This is a genomic window from Flavobacterium johnsoniae UW101 (genome assembly GCF_000016645.1).
GTDB classification, from domain to species: Bacteria; Bacteroidota; Bacteroidia; order Flavobacteriales; family Flavobacteriaceae; genus Flavobacterium; species Flavobacterium johnsoniae.
This window is the reverse complement of sequence record NC_009441.1, coordinates 5,484,812-5,504,352: the sequence shown is the minus strand read 5'-3', so window position 1 is coordinate 5,504,352 and position 19,541 is coordinate 5,484,812. Positions and strand designations below refer to the sequence as shown.

Genomic DNA, 19,541 nt, shown 5'->3' with positions numbered 1-19,541 from the left:
CTGCCGAATTCCCCGGTAGAGATAGTTATGGCTATCATTCCTGAAACAAACTGCACGTAACAAAATCAAATAGTAAAATATAAGCCTTGAAAATAATTATTAACCCTTAAAAACCAAATAAAAGAATACAATAAAACATGACAAAACGAGAGTATAGATTGATGATTAGTCCCAAATTTATCATTTGTATTTACGATTAATTTTAGAATTATAAATAAATATCGATCACTGCTATTTACTAATGATTATGAATGAATCAGAAATAGTAATATTTATCTATAGAATGTAATTTGAGTTTATTTCCAATCGACAGCAGCCTTCCAACCTGCAGTTGAGCGAAACCCGGAAGTTTTTTTTAAACTTCTGCGGCCCAATTATTTATTTTCTATTAACCAATATTTATTAATTATGAAACATTATTACAGATTACTCTTTTTGTTATTGTTTCCCTTACTCGCGTCGGCGCAGCCAGCCCACGGGAAAAAAGTAGTGGGGTATTATGCGCAATGGTCTATCTATGCAAGGGATTTTAATGTCCCGAAGATCGACGGAAGTAAATTGACGCATTTAAATTATTCTTTTTATGGGACAACTTATGATCCTGCCCATCCGGAGAATACAAAATTAAAATGTTTGGATACCTATGCCGATTTTGAGCATATGGAAGGCGGAATTCCGTGGGATGCTCCGGTAAAAGGAAACTTTTATGATTTAATGAAGCTTAAACAAAAGTACCCGCACTTAAAAATTTTAATATCTGTAGGAGGCTGGACAAAAGGCCAGGATCTTTCTCCAATTGCTGCCAGTCCGGTAGCAAGAGCTGCATTAGCCGCAGATATGGCAAATTTCATTGTGACTTATCCGTTTATTGATGGTTTCGACATCGATTGGGAATATCCTCTTTCTGGCGGAACAGACGGAACAGAAATAGTAAATGGAATGCCGGTTCCTCCACAAAAATACAGCCCTGATGACAACAAAAATTTGGTGCTTTTATTAAAAGCCATGCGTCAGGCAATGCCAAATAAACTGGTTACTATTGCGGCAGGAAACAATGTTAGAAATGTTTCTAAACAATACTTAGGGCCAAATAACAGAGCACAATACGGAATGACAGAAGATATTTCAACGTATTGTGATTATATCACGTATTTCGGATATGATTTTGGCGGTAACTGGTACGACAAAACCTGCTACAATGCGCCTTTATATGCCAGCGGAAACCCAAATGATCCGTTGTATGGAGCGACACAATCAGAATCATTAGATGAATTAACAAATCAATATTTAAACGTAATTGGTTTCCCTGCTAATAAGTTAATTATGGGACTGCCTTTTTACGGAAAAAAATTCGATAACGTTGCTGCAAACTCAACAAACGGATTGTTTGTTGCAGCGCCGCGATATATAGTTCCGGGATGTACAAATCCACAAAACCCAACAGGAACATGGGATGGTTCTGGAGCTTGTGAAAAATCAGGAAGTATCGAAATCTGTGATTTAGTCGGAAATCCGGTTACCAATTCACACGCTTATCTTGATCCAAATACTATGATGGTAACACCATCTGCAGCTTCGGCAGGATGGGTAAGATATTTTGATAATACGACTAAAGTTCCTTATTTATACAACTCGACTTTAAAACAGTTTATTTCTTATGAAGATAAGCAGTCAATGGATTTAAAAGTTCAGTATATAAAATCGAGAAATCTGGCCGGAGGTATGATTTGGGAATTATCTCAGGATACCAGAGGTTCAATTCCAAATTCATTATTAAACCAGGTTGATACTTCTTTTGGAAGCGTTGTTCCGGGAACAGTAAGTATTTCTGGTTCTGTAAAAAACGGATCAGCTTTAGTTACAGATGTTACAGTTGAATTACGAAATGCAAGTAATGCTGTTATTCAGACAGTAGTTTCTGCTAACGGAAATTTTGCATTCAATAATTTAACTTCGGGTCAAAATTATAGCCTAACGGCTTTAAAAGCTACTTATACATTTACGCCTGTAACTTTAGTAAATGTTACAGTAAACCAGACAGCAGTTGTTATTAACGGAACTCAGCCAACATATACCGTTAGCGGAACAGTTCTTGACGGATCAACTCCGGTTTCGGGCGTAACTGTTACGGCAGTTTCAGGAAGTACAACATTAACAGCAGTTTCAAACGCAAGCGGTGTTTACAGCATTGCAGGTTTAACAGCAGGTTTAAACTTTACTGTTACAGCTGCAAAATCAGGATTCTCTTATGCTCCGGCTTCAACAGTTTATAATGCAATCGATTCAAACAAAACTTTGAATTTTACTCAAGGTGCTCCAGTTGTTAATTATACTGTAAGCGGTACGGTTTTAAATAGTACAACTCCAGTTTCTGGTGTAACTGTTACAGCTTCTTTTACAGGAGGAAGTTATGCAGCGGTTACAAATGCAAGCGGAACGTATTCACTTAGTCTTCCTTCTGGCGGCAATTATACAGTAACAGCTGCTTTAACAGGACAGACCTTTACACCGGCTTCTACAGTGTATTCTAATTTGAATGCCAATAAAACATTGAATTTTACACAAGATGTTGTAGTAAGCACAAGTAAAATCAGCGGAACAGTTAAAAACGGAACAAATCCGGTTGCAGGTGCAAAAGTAGAACTGGTTTTACCATGGACAGATAACACACACAATTGGAAAAGTGTTATTGCAACAACAGATGCACAAGGAAAATACAGTTTTGACAATTCTGTTGTAGACGGTTACACACAGGTTTTGAGTTTGAAGTTAAACTCTTGGCAAAATGGAGAAGTTGCCTATTACCCAAATAATCTGGCAAACTTTGCAGTTCCTGCAAATCCAACAGTTTATAACTTTAATACAAGTTCTACAGCAAAATCAGCATTGGCTGCAGCCGCAAATTTAATCAGCGGTACTGTTAAAAACGGAACAACTCCGGTTGCAGGCGCAAAAGTAGAAATCGTTTTACCTTGGACAGATAATACACATAACTGGAAAAGTGTTTTAGCAACAACAGATGCATCAGGAAATTACAGCTTTGATAATTCAGTTGTAGCAGGTTATACACAAATTTTAAGTTTGAAATTAAATGGATGGGAAAATGGTGATGTGACTTATTATCCAAATAACTTAGCCAACTTTGCAGTTCCAACAACACCAACTATTTATAATTTTAATAGACAAGCTGTAGTTGCGACTAAACCAGTGGTTACCATTACAGCACCAACTGCTTCGGCGATTGCTATAAATTTAGGATCAGCAATTAATTTTGTTGCAAGTGTTGGATTAAGTGCTGTTGATGCTACTACAATCTCATCAGTTGTATTTAGTTTAGATGGGCAAAGCTTAAGTACGGCCAATTCTTCGGGAACTTATACAGCAGCCTGGACACCAGCAGCAAATCAGTTTTCGCTTTCTCATACCTTAACCGTTACAGCTACTGCGTCAAACGGAACAACAGATTCAAAAACGTATAGTTTTACATTAACTTGTTCTGGTGCAAACTGCCCAAATGCATTACCTGTAATTACTTGGAATTCACCATCAAATACTACAGTATACCAAAATACTTTTCAGGTTGTGCCAATTTCAGTTACAGCTGTTGACAGCGACGGAACAGTTTCGGGTGTTACTATTACAATAAATGGAGGCACATTTAATATGACAGCAGGCACAAATAATACTTACACGTATAATTTCACGCCATCTGCTTATCAGGATTATCCGGTTGTAATTAAAGCAACCGATAATAAATCTGGTGTAACTACATTAAACAATACTATTAAAATTGCGACAGTAAGCACTAATAGATTCATCCCGCTTCCTTCTAAAATTATTTTAGGATATGCACATTCTTGGGAAAATGCTGGTGCTCCATTCTTATATTTTTCTCAAATGGTAGGAAGTAAGTTTAACGTAGTAGATTATTCTTTCGTTGAAACAGTTAATCGTGATGGTTATACACCAATATTAACTACAAATGACACTAGATATTTGACCAATGGTGTTTTCAATAAGCAATTATTGAAAAACGATATAAAATCCTTAAGAGACAGCGGCGTTCCTGTTATTGTTTCTATTGGAGGGCAGAATGGTCATGTTGTTTTAGACAATGTAACTCAAAAAAATATTTTTGTTAATGGTCTAAAAGCAATTATTGACGAGTATCAATTTGACGGAGTTGATATTGACTTTGAAGGCGGATCGATGAATTTTAATGCAGGAGGTTTAAGAGATATTTCTTATGCGGGGATTTCTGCTTATCCAAGATTAAAAAACGTTGTTGATGCTTTCAAAGAATTAAAAGCCTACTATGGCCCTGGATTTTTATTAACTGCTGCTCCGGAAACACAATATGTACAAGGAGGTTATACTACTTATACAGATACTTTTGGTTCCTTCCTGCCAATCATTCAAAACTTACGTAATGAATTGGATTTGTTAGCGGTGCAATTGTATAACACAGGAGGAGAAAACGGACTAGATGGACAATATTATGGTACAGCTAAAAAATCAAACATGGTAACAGCCTTGACTGATATGGTGATAAAAGGGTATAACATTGCTTCAACAGGAATGCGTTTTGATGGGTTGCCGGCTTCAAAAGTTCTTATTGCATTACCAGCGTGTCCAAGTGCAGCAGGAAGCGGTTATTTAACACCAACAGAAGGAATTAATGCTATGCATTATTTAAGAACCGGAACCACTTTTTCTGGAAGAACATATACTATGCAGCCAGGCGGACCATATCCTTCTCTGAGAGGTTTAATGACTTGGTCTGTAAACTGGGATGCTTCTTCTTGCGGTAATTCATCTGAATTATCTAAAGCTTATGCAGCTTATTTCGCATCACAAACAGCAGCAAAAACATTGGTTCTTGATGATATTTCTGCAAAAAGTAATGCAACGATAGCTTATTTTAAAAACAATGCATTATCTGTTACAAACGAAAACGAAGACATTGCTCAGGTTGATGTATTCAATGTTTTAGGACAAAACTTAGTAAGTCACAGAAATGTTCAAAATAATAAAGAAGTACTGCTTCACAATCAGAGTTTCTCATCTAAACAATTGTTTTTAGTTGTGGTAACAGACAAAGCAGGAAACAAAAAATCATTTAAAGTAATGAACTTTTTAAACTAATAAATGATTGAAAATTTAGAAATAAAAAGATGGGACGGTTAAAATTGAGTTTGGTTATTTATTTTTTAGCTGATTTTTATTTCGAACAAATGCGGCTTTAGGTAATTTGTTATTTGGTTTTTGCCTAAGGATGCGCATTATGAACCTGACAGTTTTTTACTGTCAGGTTTTTTTATGATTAAAGAAACTTAAAAAAAAGTCTTTTTCTGATAGCATAAAAACTTATAGAGGTTAGTTATTGTATTAGGTGAAATTATTTTTGCATAAATTTTTTAACAGAAATAAATGAAAATTATATCAATTATTAAATATTTGTTTACAGCTGCTGGTTTAGTTTTGCTAGTTGGAACAGTTTATCTTTATTTAGATAAACAGGCTTTTATAAAAAAAGCTGAAGTTGTGCAAGGTGATGTCGTTGAATTGGTTAGGGAAAGATCAAATAATTCAATAATGTATGCTCCGGTTGTATCTTTTATTACCAAAGAAGGAAGTAAAATTGAAATTACTTCATCTGTAAGCAGTAATCCGCCGAGTTATAATGTAGGAGAGACTGTAGAAATTATGTATAATCCTAAGGAACCAAACAAAGCAAATATTAATAGTTTTGAATCTTTATGGCTTGGGGTATTAGTTATGGGGATTTTTGGGATTATATTTTTTCTAGTTGGTTTTTTAATTATTTTATATGGAATAAAAAAACAAAGGAAAAAACAATATTTACTTGATAATGGAAAAAGAATTTCAACAACATTTAATGAAGTACAATTAAATTACAATTTTGAAGTAAATGGGAGGAATCCTTATCAAATAAAGAGTCAATGGTTCAATATACAAACGAATAAGATGTATGTTTTTGAAAGTGAAAATATTTGGTTTGATCCAACGGAATTTATAAAAACAGATGAAATTAAAGTTTTGATTGATCCAGATAATCCAAAGAATTACTATATGGATATTTCATTTTTACCAGTTATGGATAATTAATTAAGACTTTAAAAAATATTTTTGACATTATGAACCTGACAGTTTTTTACTGTCAGGTTTTTTTATGGTTAAAAAAAAAGATCTCTCAATTATTTTAAGCATCCAGATAAGGATCTAGAGTTTCTGCAAGTTTATTAAGCCAGTAAAAATTATCATCGATATTCTTTATTTCAGATTCTATAGTTTCACATCCTCTCATAACACATAACGAAAGAGCATTATTTACTTCTCGTATCATTTTAGCCATCTCTTTGCAGTCAATCTTATCAGTAAAAAAGTCATTTAATTTGACTTCGATTTCATTTAAAGGCATTTCTGTAATCATTATCTTATTTTTTGTGTAAATATATTAATTTTTGACACAAATTTGTGTCACAATAAAAAATATTTGTTATGACTTTTGAAATATGGATATTTCAGAAGAAACTTTTATTATAAATCTTGGAACTCACATTAGAAAGTTGCGTGAAAAAAGAGGTTTATCTCAGCAGGATTTGGCTGATGATTGTGGTATTCCTCGAAATCAAATTGGCAGAATTGAAAGAGCTAAAATAAATACAGGTATAAAAACTCTTATTAGAATTGCAAATGCTTTAGATATTGAACTTGCTGATTTGCTCAGTTTTCAAGTAAAATAATTTTTGAAGAAAAAAATCTTCTAAATCTGCAGTCTCAATAGCTATTGGGAGCGAGAAACCCTTTGCGAACTTTGCGAATACCTTCGCGTCTTTGCGGTTAAAAAACTTTCACTATTTTTGAGATCAAATACAATTGTTTCATAATGCAGAAATTCATCAGCCTAATTACTCTTCTTTTAATTTTTACAATAAGTACAGCTCAAAATAAATTCGGAAATCCAGAAGTTGATCCAATTCAAATTCAAAAAACTTTCCAAGATTGGTCTGCTTACAATAAAAAAATAATGCTTTCCAGAGATTTTACTGCTTTAGACGCATCTTCAAAAGAAATTTCAAAAGAATCTTTTTTAGATCAGCTGGCTAATGGAAATTTCATCCCGGTTAGATTAAAATCAGAAGCTGCTATTTACATTTATAAGTTATTTAAAATTCAGCCAAAATCAGATACGAGTATAAAAGCAACAATTAATCAAATAGGTTTTGATGCTTACAAAAACTATAAAATGGAAGGAACAGCATTTCCAAAATTCTCTTTTAAAGATTTAGACGGAAATCTGGTAACCAATGAATCCATGAAAGGAAAAATTATCGTTATAAAATGCTGGTACATTCATTGCACGCCATGCATTAGAGAATTTCCGCAAGTAAACAAACTGGTTTCAGCATATAAAGACCGAAAAGATATTGTTTTTATGAGTTTGGCCGAAGATTCACCAGAACAATTAAAAACATTCTTAGCCAGAAAACCTCTCTTGTATTCTGTAATTCCAAACATGAAAGATTACATGAACGAAGCCTTACAGCTCAATTCATTTCCAACACATTTTATTTTAAACAAAGAAGGAATGATTGCAAAAGTGCTCCCAAACTTTGAGAGTCTTGAAGTGGCGCTTGCGAAAGAAAGTAAGCTCTAGCTAAATTAATCTCGCAAAGTAACCCCATTTTTGTCATTTCGACTGAAAGGAGAAATCTCACTAGTTAATCGATAAAGTAACCCCATTTTTGTCATTTCGACGAAAGGAGAAATCTCCACAAGTAGCTCGACAAAGATTGGCGATTATAGAAGTGGAGTTTCTCGCGAAGATTTCTCGTCCCTCGAAATGACAAGATTACGTAATAATCAACTTGGTAAAAAAACTTTGCGCCTTCGCGACTTTGCGAGAACCTCTCAGCAGCAGCATAAAAAACCTTAGCACCTTAGCATCTTTGCAACTTAGAACCTTTTTCACTACTTTTGCACCAAATTAATTAAAAAGACATTCATGTTAACAGTCAATAATTTATCAGTTCAGTTTGGTAAAAGAATTTTATTCGACGAAGTAAATACTACGTTTACTCACGGAAATATTTACGGCGTTATTGGAGCAAATGGTGCAGGAAAATCTACTTTCTTAAAAGTGATTTCGGGCGATATTGATCCAACTTCTGGTCACATTCATTTAGAGCCGGGAAAACGTATGTCGGTTTTAAACCAGAACCACAACATGTTCGACGAGCATACTGTTTTGGAAACCGTTTTAATGGGAAATAAAGTTCTGTACGCTGTTAAAAAAGAAATGGATGAACTTTATTTAGATTATAATGATGCCAATGCAGACAGAATAGGGGAGTTACAAGTTCAGTTTGAAGAAATGAACGGATGGAATGCCGATTCTGATGCTGCAGCGATGTTGTCTAACTTAGGAATCACAGAAGCAGATCATTATACTTTAATGGCCGATATGGAAGGAAAAATGAAAGTACGTGTGCTTTTGGCGCAGGCACTTTTTGGAAATCCTGACTTGCTTATTATGGATGAGCCTACCAACGATTTGGATTTCGAGACAATCGCTTGGTTAGAAAACTTCTTAGCAAACTACGAAAACACTGTAATTGTGGTATCTCACGACCGTCACTTTTTAGATGCGGTTTGTACACATATTTCTGATATTGATTTTGGGAAAATCAATCACTATTCAGGAAACTATACGTTCTGGTACGAGTCCAGCCAATTAGCGGCAAAACAGCGTGCACAGCAAAACAAAAAAGCTGAAGAGAAGAAACAAGAGCTGGAAGAATTTATTCGTCGTTTTAGTGCAAACGTGGCGAAATCGAAACAAGCAACTTCTCGTAAAAAAATGATTTCGAAATTAAATATTTCTGAAATTAAACCTTCAAGCCGTCGTTATCCAGCAATTATCTTCGATCAGGATCGTGAAGCAGGAGATCAGATTTTAAATGTAGAACATTTGTCTGCTTCTGTAGACGGAGAAGTTCTTTTTAAAGATGTGCATTTGAATATGGCAAAAGGCGATAAAATCGTTCTTTTCTCTAAAGATTCACGTGCAACAACTGCTTTCTACGAAATCTTAAACGGAGAACAAAAAGCAGATTCTGGAACTTTCGATTGGGGAATTACAACCAACCAAGCCTATTTACCAGCTGAAAACCATGATTTCTTCGAAAATGATTTAACTTTAGTAGACTGGTTACGTCAGTACGCTAAAACAGAAGAAGAGCGTGATGAGGTATTTATTAGAGGTTTCTTAGGAAAAATGATTTTCTCTGGAGAAGAAGCATTAAAAACGTCTAGGGTTTTATCTGGGGGAGAAAAAGTACGTTGTATGCTTTCTAGAATGATGATGGAGCGTGCAAACGTTTTAATGCTTGATGAGCCAACAAACCACTTAGATTTGGAATCTATTACAGCTTTCAACAACTCATTGAAAAACTTTAAAGGTTCTGTAATCTTTACAACACATGACCACGAGTTCGCGCAGACTGTTGGTAACAGAATCGTAGAATTAACACCAAACGGAGTTATCGATCGTTACATGACATTTGACGAATATCTTGATGATGAAAAAATTCAGGAACAAAGAAAAAAGATGTACAATCTTTAATCTTTAAAAATTATAATATTAAAAATCCCAAATTCCAGATTAAACTTGGAGTTTGGGATTTTAATTTTTGGTTTAAAAAGAAAATCCCCGCTATGAAAATAACGGGGATTTTTTTATATCTTATTTACTGCCAAAGACTTTTGCTAAAATCCAGATAACAATCGCAACGATAAAGATTACGATAAATATCCCGAATCCCATTCCGGCTTTAAAAATGTCTCCAACTAATTCGCAGCTTGTAAATGAAAACAGTATTACGAATACCATTAACAATCTTGTAATTTTATTTTGCATGATTCTGAGTTTTTAAATTTGTATATTAAAATTACTTCACGAATCAGAAAAATGTGTTATAGAATTTTTTGGAAATGTTTTAGGATTTTGATTTTATAATTTTCATTTCTAAAATAACGAGTCCAATAATTACAGCTATTTCTGCTAGAAAGTAAATTGTTCGATAAATAGAAATAGTTTCATAGTTATATAATATAATTCCAAATGTGAGAAGGCAATACAAGATATTAGCCCCACAGATTATTTTTAAAAACGATCTCCAATTTTGTTTGACTAAAAAATAACAGCTAATTGAATAAGCGAAAAATATGAATGCTATAATTGAAAGTAGTTCAAAAATGTCTTTAGATAAACCAAAATAATCATTGAAATTTCTCAGGATAAAATAGAGTAGAATGGAAGTAAGTAAAGCTCCAAGGCTGTCTAATAAAAATATGTTTCTAGTTTTTGTTAGAAATTTCATAAAGCTTTGATTTATTTTTTAAATTCTAATAATTTTCAAAGATCTTCAAGGTCTGGCATTTCGTCAATTTGAGTTTTTATTTTTTCTACCAAATCTGAAAATGTTGAGTTTCCATTCAAAACTTTAGTTGTATATTCAAAAGGATATAGAGATAAAAAAACTTCATCTTTTTCATATTTTAACGTCATGCTTCTTAACGGGTAATCTGGTTTAGAATCAATGTATAATTTAAAACCGTATTTCTTTATTAGAAAATCACTGAAAGAATATGATAAAAACATAGCTGCTTGAGATTCTTCAATTTGAAAAGCTTTACAATATAGCAAGAAACCAAAACCATCTTGATCAACCTGATCCAAGTTTATAGGATGATTAATTGGGCTTTCAATTTTTCTTTCAATTTTGTTTTCTATAAAATAACTTTCGATCATTTTCAAACAACCTTCTAACATTTTTGGATCTATAATGTCTTCAGTATATCTGTCGTCGAAATATTCTTTGGTATTAATTTTATTTTTACTTTGGCTAGTCCCATAGTTACTTGATTCTTTTTTTGAGGAAAATAGTCTTTTAAAAAAACTCATAATTATTTAATGTTATTTTTTGTATGGTGCTAAAGTAAAATTTTAAGTTTAAACTTGTTAAGACAAGAAGAATTTATTTTTGAAAATGTGATTTTGAGTAGTATATATTTGTCATTTTGTTTAATTGAAAGTTTGAAGTATTCAAAAAAATATTTCCAACCCCAACACCCCAACAAATAAAATCAGATTCCTTATATTTGCGCAACCAAACATTACAATTACTTATGAGTCAAAAAGTATTACTTAATTCGAAAGAAGTTACTATCATACTCCATCGTTTGGCTTGTCAGTTAATCGAAAAACATCTAGATTTCTCTAATACAATTTTGGTTGGAATTCAGCCGAGAGGTGTTTTTTTAGCTGAACGTTTAAAACAAATATTAGAAAACGAATACAAAGTTCCTGAAATTTCTTTGGGATATTTGGACATCACTTTTTTTAGAGATGATTTCCGTCGTACTGATAAACCGCTTGAAGCCAATAAAACTCAAATCAATTTTATAGTCGAAGACAAAAAAGTCATTTTTATCGATGACGTTTTGTTTACAGGACGAAGCATTCGTTCTGCGCTAACCGCTATTCAATCTTTCGGAAGACCATCTGAAATTGAATTATTGGTTTTAATAGACAGACGTTTCAGCCGTCATTTACCTATTCAGCCAGATTATCGCGGTCGTCAGGTAGATGCTATTAATGGTGAAAAAGTAATTGTAAGCTGGAAAGAAAACGATGGTGAAGATGTTGTTCACCTAGTGACAAATTAGTTTGATCGGTTAACCGGTTAATTGTTTAATCGGGAAAATGATAATTAAACGATTAAACAAATTAACGATTAAACAATAAAGCATGACAGAGAACGAAGAGTTTATTTATGAGTCAATTTTTAATCAGGTAAGAATGGGATTTCTTTCTATTGATGATATTAAAGATAACATCATGGAAGAAATTGAAGATAATGAATTTGAGGACGAAATTTCTGAAGAATGGGCTTTTGAAAAAATCGACCAGGAATACCAAAAGTTACTTGCAGAAAGTAAACAATGGAAAAGCCCCACAGATACTGAAAGGCTTATAAATGCGTTTGATGAATTATGCGGTCAGAATATTATAGCACTTCACAATGCGGGTTACACAACAAGTGACGGCGAATATGAAGTGGTTGAGGTAGAAAGAGAACTTCGAGAAAACGATGTTACATCAGACGGGTACTGTTTTTATCACGAACAAGATTTAGCGAGAGCGGTTGATCCCGAAAATCCAAGTTTGTATATCGCTTTTCAAAAAGTAGACAATTCTGATGATGCAGTAACAATCAGCGTTGGAAAAAAAGTTGCCGAAGTTTTAAGAAACAATGGTTTTGAGGTGAAGTGGGAAGAAACTGCAAAACGAAAAATTGAAATTCCGGGTTTCAAGTGGCAGCACATTTATGATGAAGAAGCAAGAGATCTTCAGGATTACGGTGAGGTTATAGACCGAATGACCGAATAGAGTAGCTGCTCTTTAAAGAAGCATTGAATGAAAGATATTTTTCATTCAGAATTTGACAAATAATATTAAAGAAACAAAAATGAAAGAATTAAGCGTAGATCATTTATTAGGAATAAAATATATCAATGAGAATGATATTAACCTGATTTTTGAAACGGCAGATCATTTTAAAGAAGTCATTAACCGACCAATTAAAAAAGTTCCTTCATTACGAGATATTACCATTGCCAATATTTTCTTCGAAAACAGTACCAGAACCAAACTCTCTTTCGAATTAGCGCAGAAACGTTTATCTGCTGATGTTATCAGTTTTTCTGCAGCTCAGTCATCGGTTAAAAAAGGAGAAACCCTGATTGATACTGTAAATAATATCCTTTCGATGAAAGTTGATATGGTTGTAATGCGCCACTCCAATCCCGGAGCGGCTTATTTTTTATCTAAAAATGTCAAAGCCAGTATCGTAAACGCCGGAGACGGAGCACACGAACACCCAACACAGGCTTTGTTAGACAGTTATTCTATTAGAGAAAAACTGGGCGATGTAGCCGGAAAAAAAGTAGTTATTGTAGGCGATATTCTACATTCGAGAGTTGCTTTATCTAACATATATGCTTTGCAGATGCAGGGCGCAGAAGTAAAAGTATGCGGACCAAAAACCTTGATTCCAAGATATATCGAATCTCTTGGGGTAACGGTTGAACCAAATTTACGCAAAGCTTTAGAATGGTGCGACGTTGCGAATATGCTTCGTGTACAAAACGAGCGTATGGATGTAAATTTCTTCCCGTCAACACGCGAATATGCACAACAATACGGAGTAGATAAACCGCTTTTGGATTCTCTTAATAAAGAAATCGTAATCATGCACCCGGGACCAATCAACAGAGGAGTAGAGATTACTTCTGAAGTGGCTGATTCTGATCATTCTGTAATCTTAAATCAGGTTGAGAATGGTGTTGCGATTAGAATGGCAGTTATTTATCTTTTGGCTTCTAAGATTCAATAGTTTTTAGTTTACAGTCGCAGTCTCAGTTTACAGTTTTGAAAACAGCTGTCACCCTGAGCGAAGTCGAAGGGCTTTTACGTGACGAGGGCTTCGACTTCGCTCAGCCTGACAATCTGTAAACTGACACTGAATACTGCGACTGTCAACTGCGACCAAGAACTACGACTGCCAACCGCGACTGAATACTAAATACTGCGACTGAAAACTATAAAAAAACTTCGTACCTTAGCGCTCTGAAAAATCAATTTTTATATAAGCCCCACAAATTATAAAATGAAAGTAGATCAAAAAGGACATACCGTAACGATAAAAGATACGCAAGGCGATTTTAATGGCTTTGTGGAGAAAGTGACGCAGCAATTTAAAACCTACGAAAAACACAATGTTATAATCGATTTATCGTCAGATACTGAATTGACGGAAAATGATTTAAAAGTTTTTTTACCGCTTGTTAAACTTCAAAAAAAAGCAAAAAAATCGTTTGTAATCGTAGCTTCTGATCTTGATTTTAATGCTGTTTCAGATAAATTGGTCGTTGTTCCTTCTCTTTTGGAAGCACACGATATTATCGAAATGGAAGAAATAGAAAGAGATTTAGGATTTTAAAATTAGTTTAATTGTTTATTCGTTTAACTGTTTAATCGATTTGATTTAATTTTAACGATTAAACGATTTAACACATAAACGAATAAACATAAAATTGAAATTAACCATACTAGGCTGTTATGCCGCAACTCCCAGAACGCTTACTAACCCTACTTCGCAGGTTTTAGAAATCAAGAACCGATTGTTTTTAATTGACTGCGGTGAAGGAACTCAGGTACAGCTTAGAAAAAACAAGATTAAGTTCTCAAAAATTAATCACATTTTTATTTCGCATCTTCATGGCGATCATTTATATGGATTAATAGGAACTATTTCGACTTTTTCTCTTTTGGGAAGAACTACAGATTTACATATTTACGGTCCAAAAGGAATTAAGGAATTAATTCTTCTTCAATTAAAATTGACAGAATCCTGGACGACATATGATTTGTTTTTTCACGAATTAGAGTCAAAAGAAAGCGAAGTTATTTTTGAAGATAAACGTGTTATCGTGAGAACAATTCCGCTGAAACACCGTGTTTATACAAATGGATATCTTTTTCAGGAAAAACCAGATGAAAGAAAACTAAATGTTGAAGCTGTTCAGAGTTATGATATTCACGTTGCTTATTATCAGAAAATAAAAAATGGAAGCGATATTACACTCGATAACGGAACTGTAGTCGAAAACCACAAACTTACATTTGATCCGCCGCCTTCAAAAAGTTATGCTTTTTGTTCAGACACGGTTTATAATGAAGCCGTAATTCCAATTATCCAAAACACAGATGTTTTATACCACGAATCAACGTTTTTAGAATCTGAAGCGCCATTGGCATTAAAAACTTTGCATTCAACAGCAAAAGAAGCAGCTGCTATTGCTTTAAAAGCTAATGTAAAACAATTAATTTTAGGTCATTATTCAACACGTTATGACGGAATTGAACGTTTTAAGGAAGAAGCAGAAACGGTTTTTCCAAACGTGCTTTTGGCAGATGACGGTTTGAGTTTTGAGTTATAATTTTTTAAGGTGCTAAGGTTCTGAGATACTAAGTTTCTAAGTTTTTACTCATCTGTAAATTGTCATCCTGACAAACCTGAAACTTGAAACCTGAAACAAAAAATCAACAATCTAAAATAATAAATCATGAACGATTTAAGCAATTATAGAAAGTCTTACGAGAAAAGCGAATTATTAGAAACTAATATTCCGGAAGATCCAATTAATCTTTTTAACCGCTGGTTTCATGAAGTTGAAGATTTTGGCGGAAGCGGAGAAGTAAATGCCATGACGGTTTCAACAATTGGACTGGATGGATTTCCAAAATCGCGCGTTGTTTTACTTAAAAAATTCTCAGAAGAAGGATTTATATTCTACACCAATTATAATTCTGAAAAAGGAAAAGCAATTGAAGCAAATCCTAATGTTTGTTTGTCATTTTTCTGGCAGGAAGCAGAACGTCAGGTAATTATTAAGGGAATCGCTCAGAAAACTTCTGAAATTATATCTGATAACTATTTTGATTCAAGACCTGACGGAAGTAAATTAGGCGCAATTGTTTCACATCAAAGTGAAGTAATTCCGTCGAGAACTTTTTTAGAAGAAAATTTAAAGAAACTTGAAGCAGAATTTGAAGGAAAACCTATCCCAAGACCTGAAAACTGGGGAGGTTATTTAGTAACTCCATTACAAGTAGAATTCTGGCAGGGAAGACCTAACAGACTGCACGATAGAATTCGTTATACAAGCCAATCTGATTTTTCATGGACGATTGAGCGCCTTTCTTCTTAATTTGTAAGATTTTTATTTTATATTTAAAAATAATAGTGCATTTCATCGATTATTTTTGTAGTTTACCGATAAATTGAATACGTTTGACGTAAGAATTTTAAGAGCAATTTGTCACATAATATAAAGAATTTGCCCCAACATTTACTTTAGAACTTTTAACTACTGATGATTATGAAAAAGATTATGTGCGCCATGGTGTTCATTGTGATGTCAATCACAATGAACTCATGCTCTGCTGACAGCGCCGAGGGGAATGAAAATACAACAGCGACAGAACAGGTAGTTACGAGTTATAATTACAATGCTTCTGAACTGGAAACGATGCAGTTAATCAATGAATACCGAGTAAGTATTGGTTTAAATGCATTAGAAAAAAACAATCACATTTCTTATAAATGCGAAGAGCATAACAAATACATGGTTAGCAATAATGTTGTGAATCATAATGACTTTACGTCTCGTTCTGACAATCTTATCAATGTATTGGGTGCTAAAAAAGTAGGAGAGAATGTGGCTTACAATTATAAGACTTCTGAGGCTGCACTAAAAGCATGGCTTGAAAGTCCTGGACATAAAGAAAATATTGAAGGTAATTATACACATTTCGGGATTTCGGTTACTACTGATGCATCCGGAAAAAAATACTACACGAATATTTTCGTGAAAATTTAAAAGAGAAACGTTTGAACTGGTTGGTTAGTTGTCGTTGTGATTCCTGATTTGCAACGACCGTTTTTTTTAATAAAAGCTGTCTTTATAGACAGCTTTTATTTTTTTTAGTCAGTTTTTCTAAGTTACAATGCGGTTATAATAAATTCGCTTCGTCTGTTCATTTGGTGTTCTTCTTCAGTGCAGTTAACACCATCAGAACATTGATTAACTAATTGTGTTTCGCCATAACCTTTTCCGGTTAAACGGTTTTTGGCAACTCCGTTTTGAATGAGCCAGCTTATGGTCGATTTTGCTCTTCTATCAGACAAAGCTTCATTATATTGATGAGAAGCCCTGCTGTCTGTATGTGAACGAATATCCAGTTTCATTGTTGGATTTTGATTCAATACATCTAATATTTTTTCTAAATCTAAAGCCGCTTCGGTACGAATATTCGATTTGTCTAAATCAAAATAAATCATTTTAATGCCAAAACATTTTCCTAAATCATCGCCCACAGCAACTTTGCAGACAGATTTATCGAGTGCAATAGGAAGATTGGTTTTTCCATTTGTTTTTGCAATTGTTATGTCAACTTCTTTTGTTGCATAATCAGGTTTTTCTGCTCTTACACTATAGGTTTTTCCGCATTCTACAGTAAAACTATATTGTCCGGCTGTATTTGAAACCGTAGAATTTTTAATTTTTTGATTTTCATATAAAGTAACTTTAGAACCCGGAAGTACAACGCCGTTTTCAGAATCTGTAATAACTCCGTATAATTCCTGTAGACATTTTAATCTTTTGGTTTCTAGAAATTTGTAAATGTCATCAGAGCCCATTCCGCCGTCTTTATTAGAACTGAAATAACCTTGTCTCGAAACTGGATCAATGATGTAAGCAAAATCATCTTTTGGTGAATTAATGTCATTTCCTAAATTTTGAATATCGCTTACTGTTCCGTTTTCATCAAACTGTCCAACAAAAACATCAAGACCTCCAAGTCCGGGATGACCATCTGAAGCAAAATAGATTTCATTTTCGCTGGTTACATACGGAAACGTTTCTTTGCCTTCGGTATTGATGGGTTTTCCGAGATTTTGCGGTGTTCCAAAATTGCCGTCACTGTTTATGCTTACTTTATAAATGTCAGACTGTCCTATGCTTCCCGGCATATCGGATGCGAAATATAATGTTTTTTCATCCGGGCTTAACGCAGGATGCGCAGTACTATAATTGTCACTTGTAAATGGAAGAGCTGTAATTTTTGTCCATTTTCCGTTTTCGAGAGTCGCTTTATAAAGTTTTATTAAAGTGATTTTATTGTCATCTTTTCCTTTTTTACCGTCAATATAATTGTTTCTGGTAAAATAAACCGTGTTTCCATCTTTAGTAAAAACAGGTGTCGATTCGTGAAATTTGGTATTTAAAGCAGTTTTAAATTTATCTGGTTTTACTGCTGTGCTGTTTTGCGGGTCGATATTGGCACTATAAATATTGGTATAATATTCGCCTGTCCATTTATGTCTTCTCTGCGAAAAATTTCCAGTATCTCTGGCAGAAGCAAAATAGATTTTATTATTGTAAACAAAACTTCCATAATCAGAATATTTAGAGTTAATTCCTGCATCTTCAATTTTATAACGTCCAGAATTTGCTTTAATCTCATCAAGATAATTGACGTCTTCTTTGTAGAGTTTTCCTCTTGAATCATTTTTGTATTTAGCATTAAATTCATTCATAATTTTATTCGCCTTATCGGTCTGTCCTGTAGACCTTAATGACTGTGCATATCTGTAATAGTATTCGGCTTCGGGAGAGGTATTGATGGCAAACAATTCTCCGTACCATTTTGCGGCGCTTTCAAACTCAGAATTGAAATAATAAGAATTTCCAAGTTTTTTAAACAAATCTTCAGATTTATAGCCTTTATCGGCAACTCTTTCATAAGTTTTTATAGCGTCGATATACGCATAACCGTCATATTTTTTATCGGCTGAGTTCAGCTTTGACTGCTGAGAATAACCATAAAAAACATTTAGAATTATTAAGCAGAGAAGTCTATAATTTTTCATAATACCTATTTTTTAGAAGAAACGAGGAGTTGTCATTTTACCATTGTTTTTGAAGAATTCGTAACGCAGGAATATTTCATGCGATCCTGAATTATAATTATTTAGGTTTGTGGTTTCGCGGTCGTATCCATATCCTATATAAAGTCCGTCGGTGATTTGAAATCCTGCCATAGCGCTTAGAGAAGCACTCCATCTGTAAGCAACACCCAAAACAAGTTTGTCAATAAACATAAAGTTGGCAGAAACATCGACTTGCAGCGGTGCTCCTTCAACCATTTTGGTTAAAACTGCGGGTTTGAATTTGATATATTGTAATTTATCCAAATCAAAAACATAACCGGCCATTAAATAATAATTGATTTTGTCTTTGTAAATAGCAATGTCGTTATCACTGTATCTATTAGTTTCGATGAAATTGGGAACTGATAAACCGATATAGGCTTTATCTGAATGCCAGTAAACTCCAGCTCCCACATTTGGACTAAATTTGTTGTTTAAATCCTGAAACTGTGGATCTCCTTGTTCTGACGGATTTAGTTTGTTGACATCGAGATTGAATATATTAGCAGTTCCTTTGATACCAAACGACAGTTTAAAATCGGCAGAAGTCTGAACGGTATACGATATATCTGCTGATATATTGTTTTCGTTTGTTGGCCCAATTTTATCATTTACAAGTGAAAGGCCGACTCCTAAATTACTGTTGTTGATTGGAGTGTTGATAGAAAAACTGCTTGTTTCTGGAGCGCCGTCAAGTCCTATCCATTGTGTACGGTATAAACCAAAAATACTTAGAGCGCCTCTGGATCCTGCATAAGCGGGATTTATATTAATCGTATTGTACATATATTGCGTAAACTGTGCATCTTGCTGTGCATAACCCGCAATGGTTACAAACATAATGACGAAAAAAAATAATTTTGTTCTCATAATAGATGTGTATTGTTTAGTGAA

General features: G+C 33.9%; 17 protein-coding genes. 12 read left to right on the top strand and 5 right to left on the bottom strand.

Going from position 1 to position 19,541, the window contains the following annotated elements; translation table 11 throughout:
- Positions 1–408 precede the first annotated feature (408 nt).
- Positions 409–5,145 (top strand): T9SS-translocated chitinase ChiA, encoded by a 4,737-nt coding sequence (gene chiA, locus FJOH_RS23525; protein WP_012026520.1) that lies wholly within the window; start codon positions 409–411, stop codon positions 5,143–5,145.
- 285 nt (positions 5,146–5,430) lie between these two features.
- The gene (locus FJOH_RS23520; protein WP_012026519.1) at positions 5,431–6,129 is read left to right on the top strand and encodes a DUF3592 domain-containing protein; all 699 of its coding nucleotides are present in this window, start codon (positions 5,431–5,433) and stop codon (positions 6,127–6,129) included.
- Positions 6,130–6,223: 94 nt separating this feature from the next.
- Here the strand turns inward: FJOH_RS23520 and FJOH_RS23515 are convergent, their stop codons facing one another.
- A complete protein-coding gene (locus FJOH_RS23515) occupies positions 6,224–6,454 on the bottom strand; it encodes a hypothetical protein (protein WP_012026518.1) in 231 nt (76 codons plus the stop codon).
- Between the two features lie 82 nt (positions 6,455–6,536).
- Here FJOH_RS23515 and FJOH_RS23510 point away from each other — a divergent pair, with 82 nt between their 5' ends.
- The 3 genes from FJOH_RS23510 to FJOH_RS23500 all read left to right on the top strand — a co-directional run bounded on the left by FJOH_RS23510 (position 6,537) and on the right by FJOH_RS23500 (position 9,649).
- On the top strand, positions 6,537–6,767 hold the full coding sequence (locus FJOH_RS23510; RefSeq protein ID WP_012026517.1) for a helix-turn-helix domain-containing protein: 231 nt from the start codon (positions 6,537–6,539) through the stop codon (positions 6,765–6,767).
- Positions 6,768–6,910: 143 nt separating this feature from the next.
- Entirely contained in the window at positions 6,911–7,681 is a 771-nt protein-coding gene (locus FJOH_RS23505) for a TlpA family protein disulfide reductase (protein ID WP_012026516.1), read from the top strand.
- Positions 7,682–8,029: 348 nt separating this feature from the next.
- Positions 8,030–9,649: an ABC-F family ATP-binding cassette domain-containing protein gene (locus tag FJOH_RS23500; protein WP_012026515.1), complete on the top strand. Its 1,620-nt coding sequence runs from the start codon at positions 8,030–8,032 to the stop codon at positions 9,647–9,649.
- A gap of 120 nt (positions 9,650–9,769) precedes the next feature.
- Here FJOH_RS23500 and FJOH_RS27100 read toward each other — a convergent pair whose 3' ends face one another.
- Both FJOH_RS27100 and FJOH_RS23490 read right to left on the bottom strand, forming a co-directional pair.
- Positions 9,770–9,943, bottom strand: a complete 174-nt coding sequence (locus tag FJOH_RS27100) for a hypothetical protein (protein WP_165768445.1) — start codon at positions 9,941–9,943, stop codon at positions 9,770–9,772.
- Between the two features lie 498 nt (positions 9,944–10,441).
- The gene (locus tag FJOH_RS23490; RefSeq protein ID WP_012026513.1) at positions 10,442–10,990 is read right to left on the bottom strand and encodes a hypothetical protein; all 549 of its coding nucleotides are present in this window, start codon (positions 10,988–10,990) and stop codon (positions 10,442–10,444) included.
- Between the two features lie 224 nt (positions 10,991–11,214).
- Between FJOH_RS23490 and pyrR the strand changes: the two genes are divergently transcribed.
- The 7 genes from pyrR (at position 11,215) to FJOH_RS23455 (ending at position 16,533) form a co-directional block, all read left to right on the top strand.
- Complete coding sequence (gene pyrR, locus FJOH_RS23485; RefSeq protein ID WP_012026512.1) at positions 11,215–11,754, top strand: bifunctional pyr operon transcriptional regulator/uracil phosphoribosyltransferase PyrR; 540 nt, start codon at positions 11,215–11,217, stop codon at positions 11,752–11,754.
- 82 nt (positions 11,755–11,836) lie between these two features.
- The gene (locus tag FJOH_RS23480) at positions 11,837–12,478 is read left to right on the top strand and encodes a DUF6891 domain-containing protein (RefSeq protein ID WP_012026511.1); all 642 of its coding nucleotides are present in this window, start codon (positions 11,837–11,839) and stop codon (positions 12,476–12,478) included.
- 79 nt (positions 12,479–12,557) lie between these two features.
- Complete coding sequence (locus tag FJOH_RS23475) at positions 12,558–13,484, top strand: aspartate carbamoyltransferase catalytic subunit (RefSeq protein ID WP_012026510.1); 927 nt, start codon at positions 12,558–12,560, stop codon at positions 13,482–13,484.
- Positions 13,485–13,757: 273 nt separating this feature from the next.
- Positions 13,758–14,090: a hypothetical protein gene (locus FJOH_RS23470; protein WP_012026509.1), complete on the top strand. Its 333-nt coding sequence runs from the start codon at positions 13,758–13,760 to the stop codon at positions 14,088–14,090.
- Between the two features lie 94 nt (positions 14,091–14,184).
- Entirely contained in the window at positions 14,185–15,090 is a 906-nt protein-coding gene (locus FJOH_RS23465) for a ribonuclease Z (RefSeq protein WP_012026508.1), read from the top strand.
- A gap of 126 nt (positions 15,091–15,216) precedes the next feature.
- The gene (gene pdxH, locus FJOH_RS23460; protein ID WP_012026507.1) at positions 15,217–15,861 is read left to right on the top strand and encodes a pyridoxamine 5'-phosphate oxidase; all 645 of its coding nucleotides are present in this window, start codon (positions 15,217–15,219) and stop codon (positions 15,859–15,861) included.
- Positions 15,862–16,032: 171 nt separating this feature from the next.
- Positions 16,033–16,533 (top strand): CAP domain-containing protein, encoded by a 501-nt coding sequence (locus tag FJOH_RS23455; protein WP_044048575.1) that lies wholly within the window; start codon positions 16,033–16,035, stop codon positions 16,531–16,533.
- Between the two features lie 122 nt (positions 16,534–16,655).
- On the opposite strand, the gene FJOH_RS23450 is transcribed toward FJOH_RS23455, so the two are convergent.
- Together FJOH_RS23450 and FJOH_RS23445 are read right to left on the bottom strand one after the other, a co-directional pair.
- Complete coding sequence (locus tag FJOH_RS23450; RefSeq protein WP_012026505.1) at positions 16,656–18,587, bottom strand: OmpA family protein; 1,932 nt, start codon at positions 18,585–18,587, stop codon at positions 16,656–16,658.
- A 12-nt stretch (positions 18,588–18,599) separates the two neighbouring features.
- On the bottom strand, positions 18,600–19,517 hold the full coding sequence (locus FJOH_RS23445) for a PorP/SprF family type IX secretion system membrane protein (RefSeq protein ID WP_012026504.1): 918 nt from the start codon (positions 19,515–19,517) through the stop codon (positions 18,600–18,602).
- Positions 19,518–19,541: the final 24 nt, after the last annotated feature.

What these genes read in the sequence shown, in the direction of transcription:
- chiA (WP_012026520.1), top strand. Translation starts at nt 409, where the DNA reads ATGAAACATTATTACAGATTACTCTTTTTGTTATTGTTTCCCTTACTC.
- FJOH_RS23520 (WP_012026519.1), top strand. Translation starts at nt 5,431, where the DNA reads ATGAAAATTATATCAATTATTAAATATTTGTTTACAGCTGCTGGTTTA.
- FJOH_RS23515 (WP_012026518.1), bottom strand. Translation starts at nt 6,454, where the DNA reads ATGATTACAGAAATGCCTTTAAATGAAATCGAAGTCAAATTAAATGAC.
- FJOH_RS23510 (WP_012026517.1), top strand. Translation starts at nt 6,537, where the DNA reads ATGGATATTTCAGAAGAAACTTTTATTATAAATCTTGGAACTCACATT.
- FJOH_RS23505 (WP_012026516.1), top strand. Translation starts at nt 6,911, where the DNA reads ATGCAGAAATTCATCAGCCTAATTACTCTTCTTTTAATTTTTACAATA.
- FJOH_RS23500 (WP_012026515.1), top strand. Translation starts at nt 8,030, where the DNA reads ATGTTAACAGTCAATAATTTATCAGTTCAGTTTGGTAAAAGAATTTTA.
- FJOH_RS27100 (WP_165768445.1), bottom strand. Translation starts at nt 9,943, where the DNA reads ATGCAAAATAAAATTACAAGATTGTTAATGGTATTCGTAATACTGTTT.
- FJOH_RS23490 (WP_012026513.1), bottom strand. Translation starts at nt 10,990, where the DNA reads ATGAGTTTTTTTAAAAGACTATTTTCCTCAAAAAAAGAATCAAGTAAC.
- pyrR (WP_012026512.1), top strand. Translation starts at nt 11,215, where the DNA reads ATGAGTCAAAAAGTATTACTTAATTCGAAAGAAGTTACTATCATACTC.
- FJOH_RS23480 (WP_012026511.1), top strand. Translation starts at nt 11,837, where the DNA reads ATGACAGAGAACGAAGAGTTTATTTATGAGTCAATTTTTAATCAGGTA.
- FJOH_RS23475 (WP_012026510.1), top strand. Translation starts at nt 12,558, where the DNA reads ATGAAAGAATTAAGCGTAGATCATTTATTAGGAATAAAATATATCAAT.
- FJOH_RS23470 (WP_012026509.1), top strand. Translation starts at nt 13,758, where the DNA reads ATGAAAGTAGATCAAAAAGGACATACCGTAACGATAAAAGATACGCAA.
- pdxH (WP_012026507.1), top strand. Translation starts at nt 15,217, where the DNA reads ATGAACGATTTAAGCAATTATAGAAAGTCTTACGAGAAAAGCGAATTA.
- FJOH_RS23455 (WP_044048575.1), top strand. Translation starts at nt 16,033, where the DNA reads ATGAAAAAGATTATGTGCGCCATGGTGTTCATTGTGATGTCAATCACA.
- FJOH_RS23450 (WP_012026505.1), bottom strand. Translation starts at nt 18,587, where the DNA reads ATGAAAAATTATAGACTTCTCTGCTTAATAATTCTAAATGTTTTTTAT.
- FJOH_RS23445 (WP_012026504.1), bottom strand. Translation starts at nt 19,517, where the DNA reads ATGAGAACAAAATTATTTTTTTTCGTCATTATGTTTGTAACCATTGCG.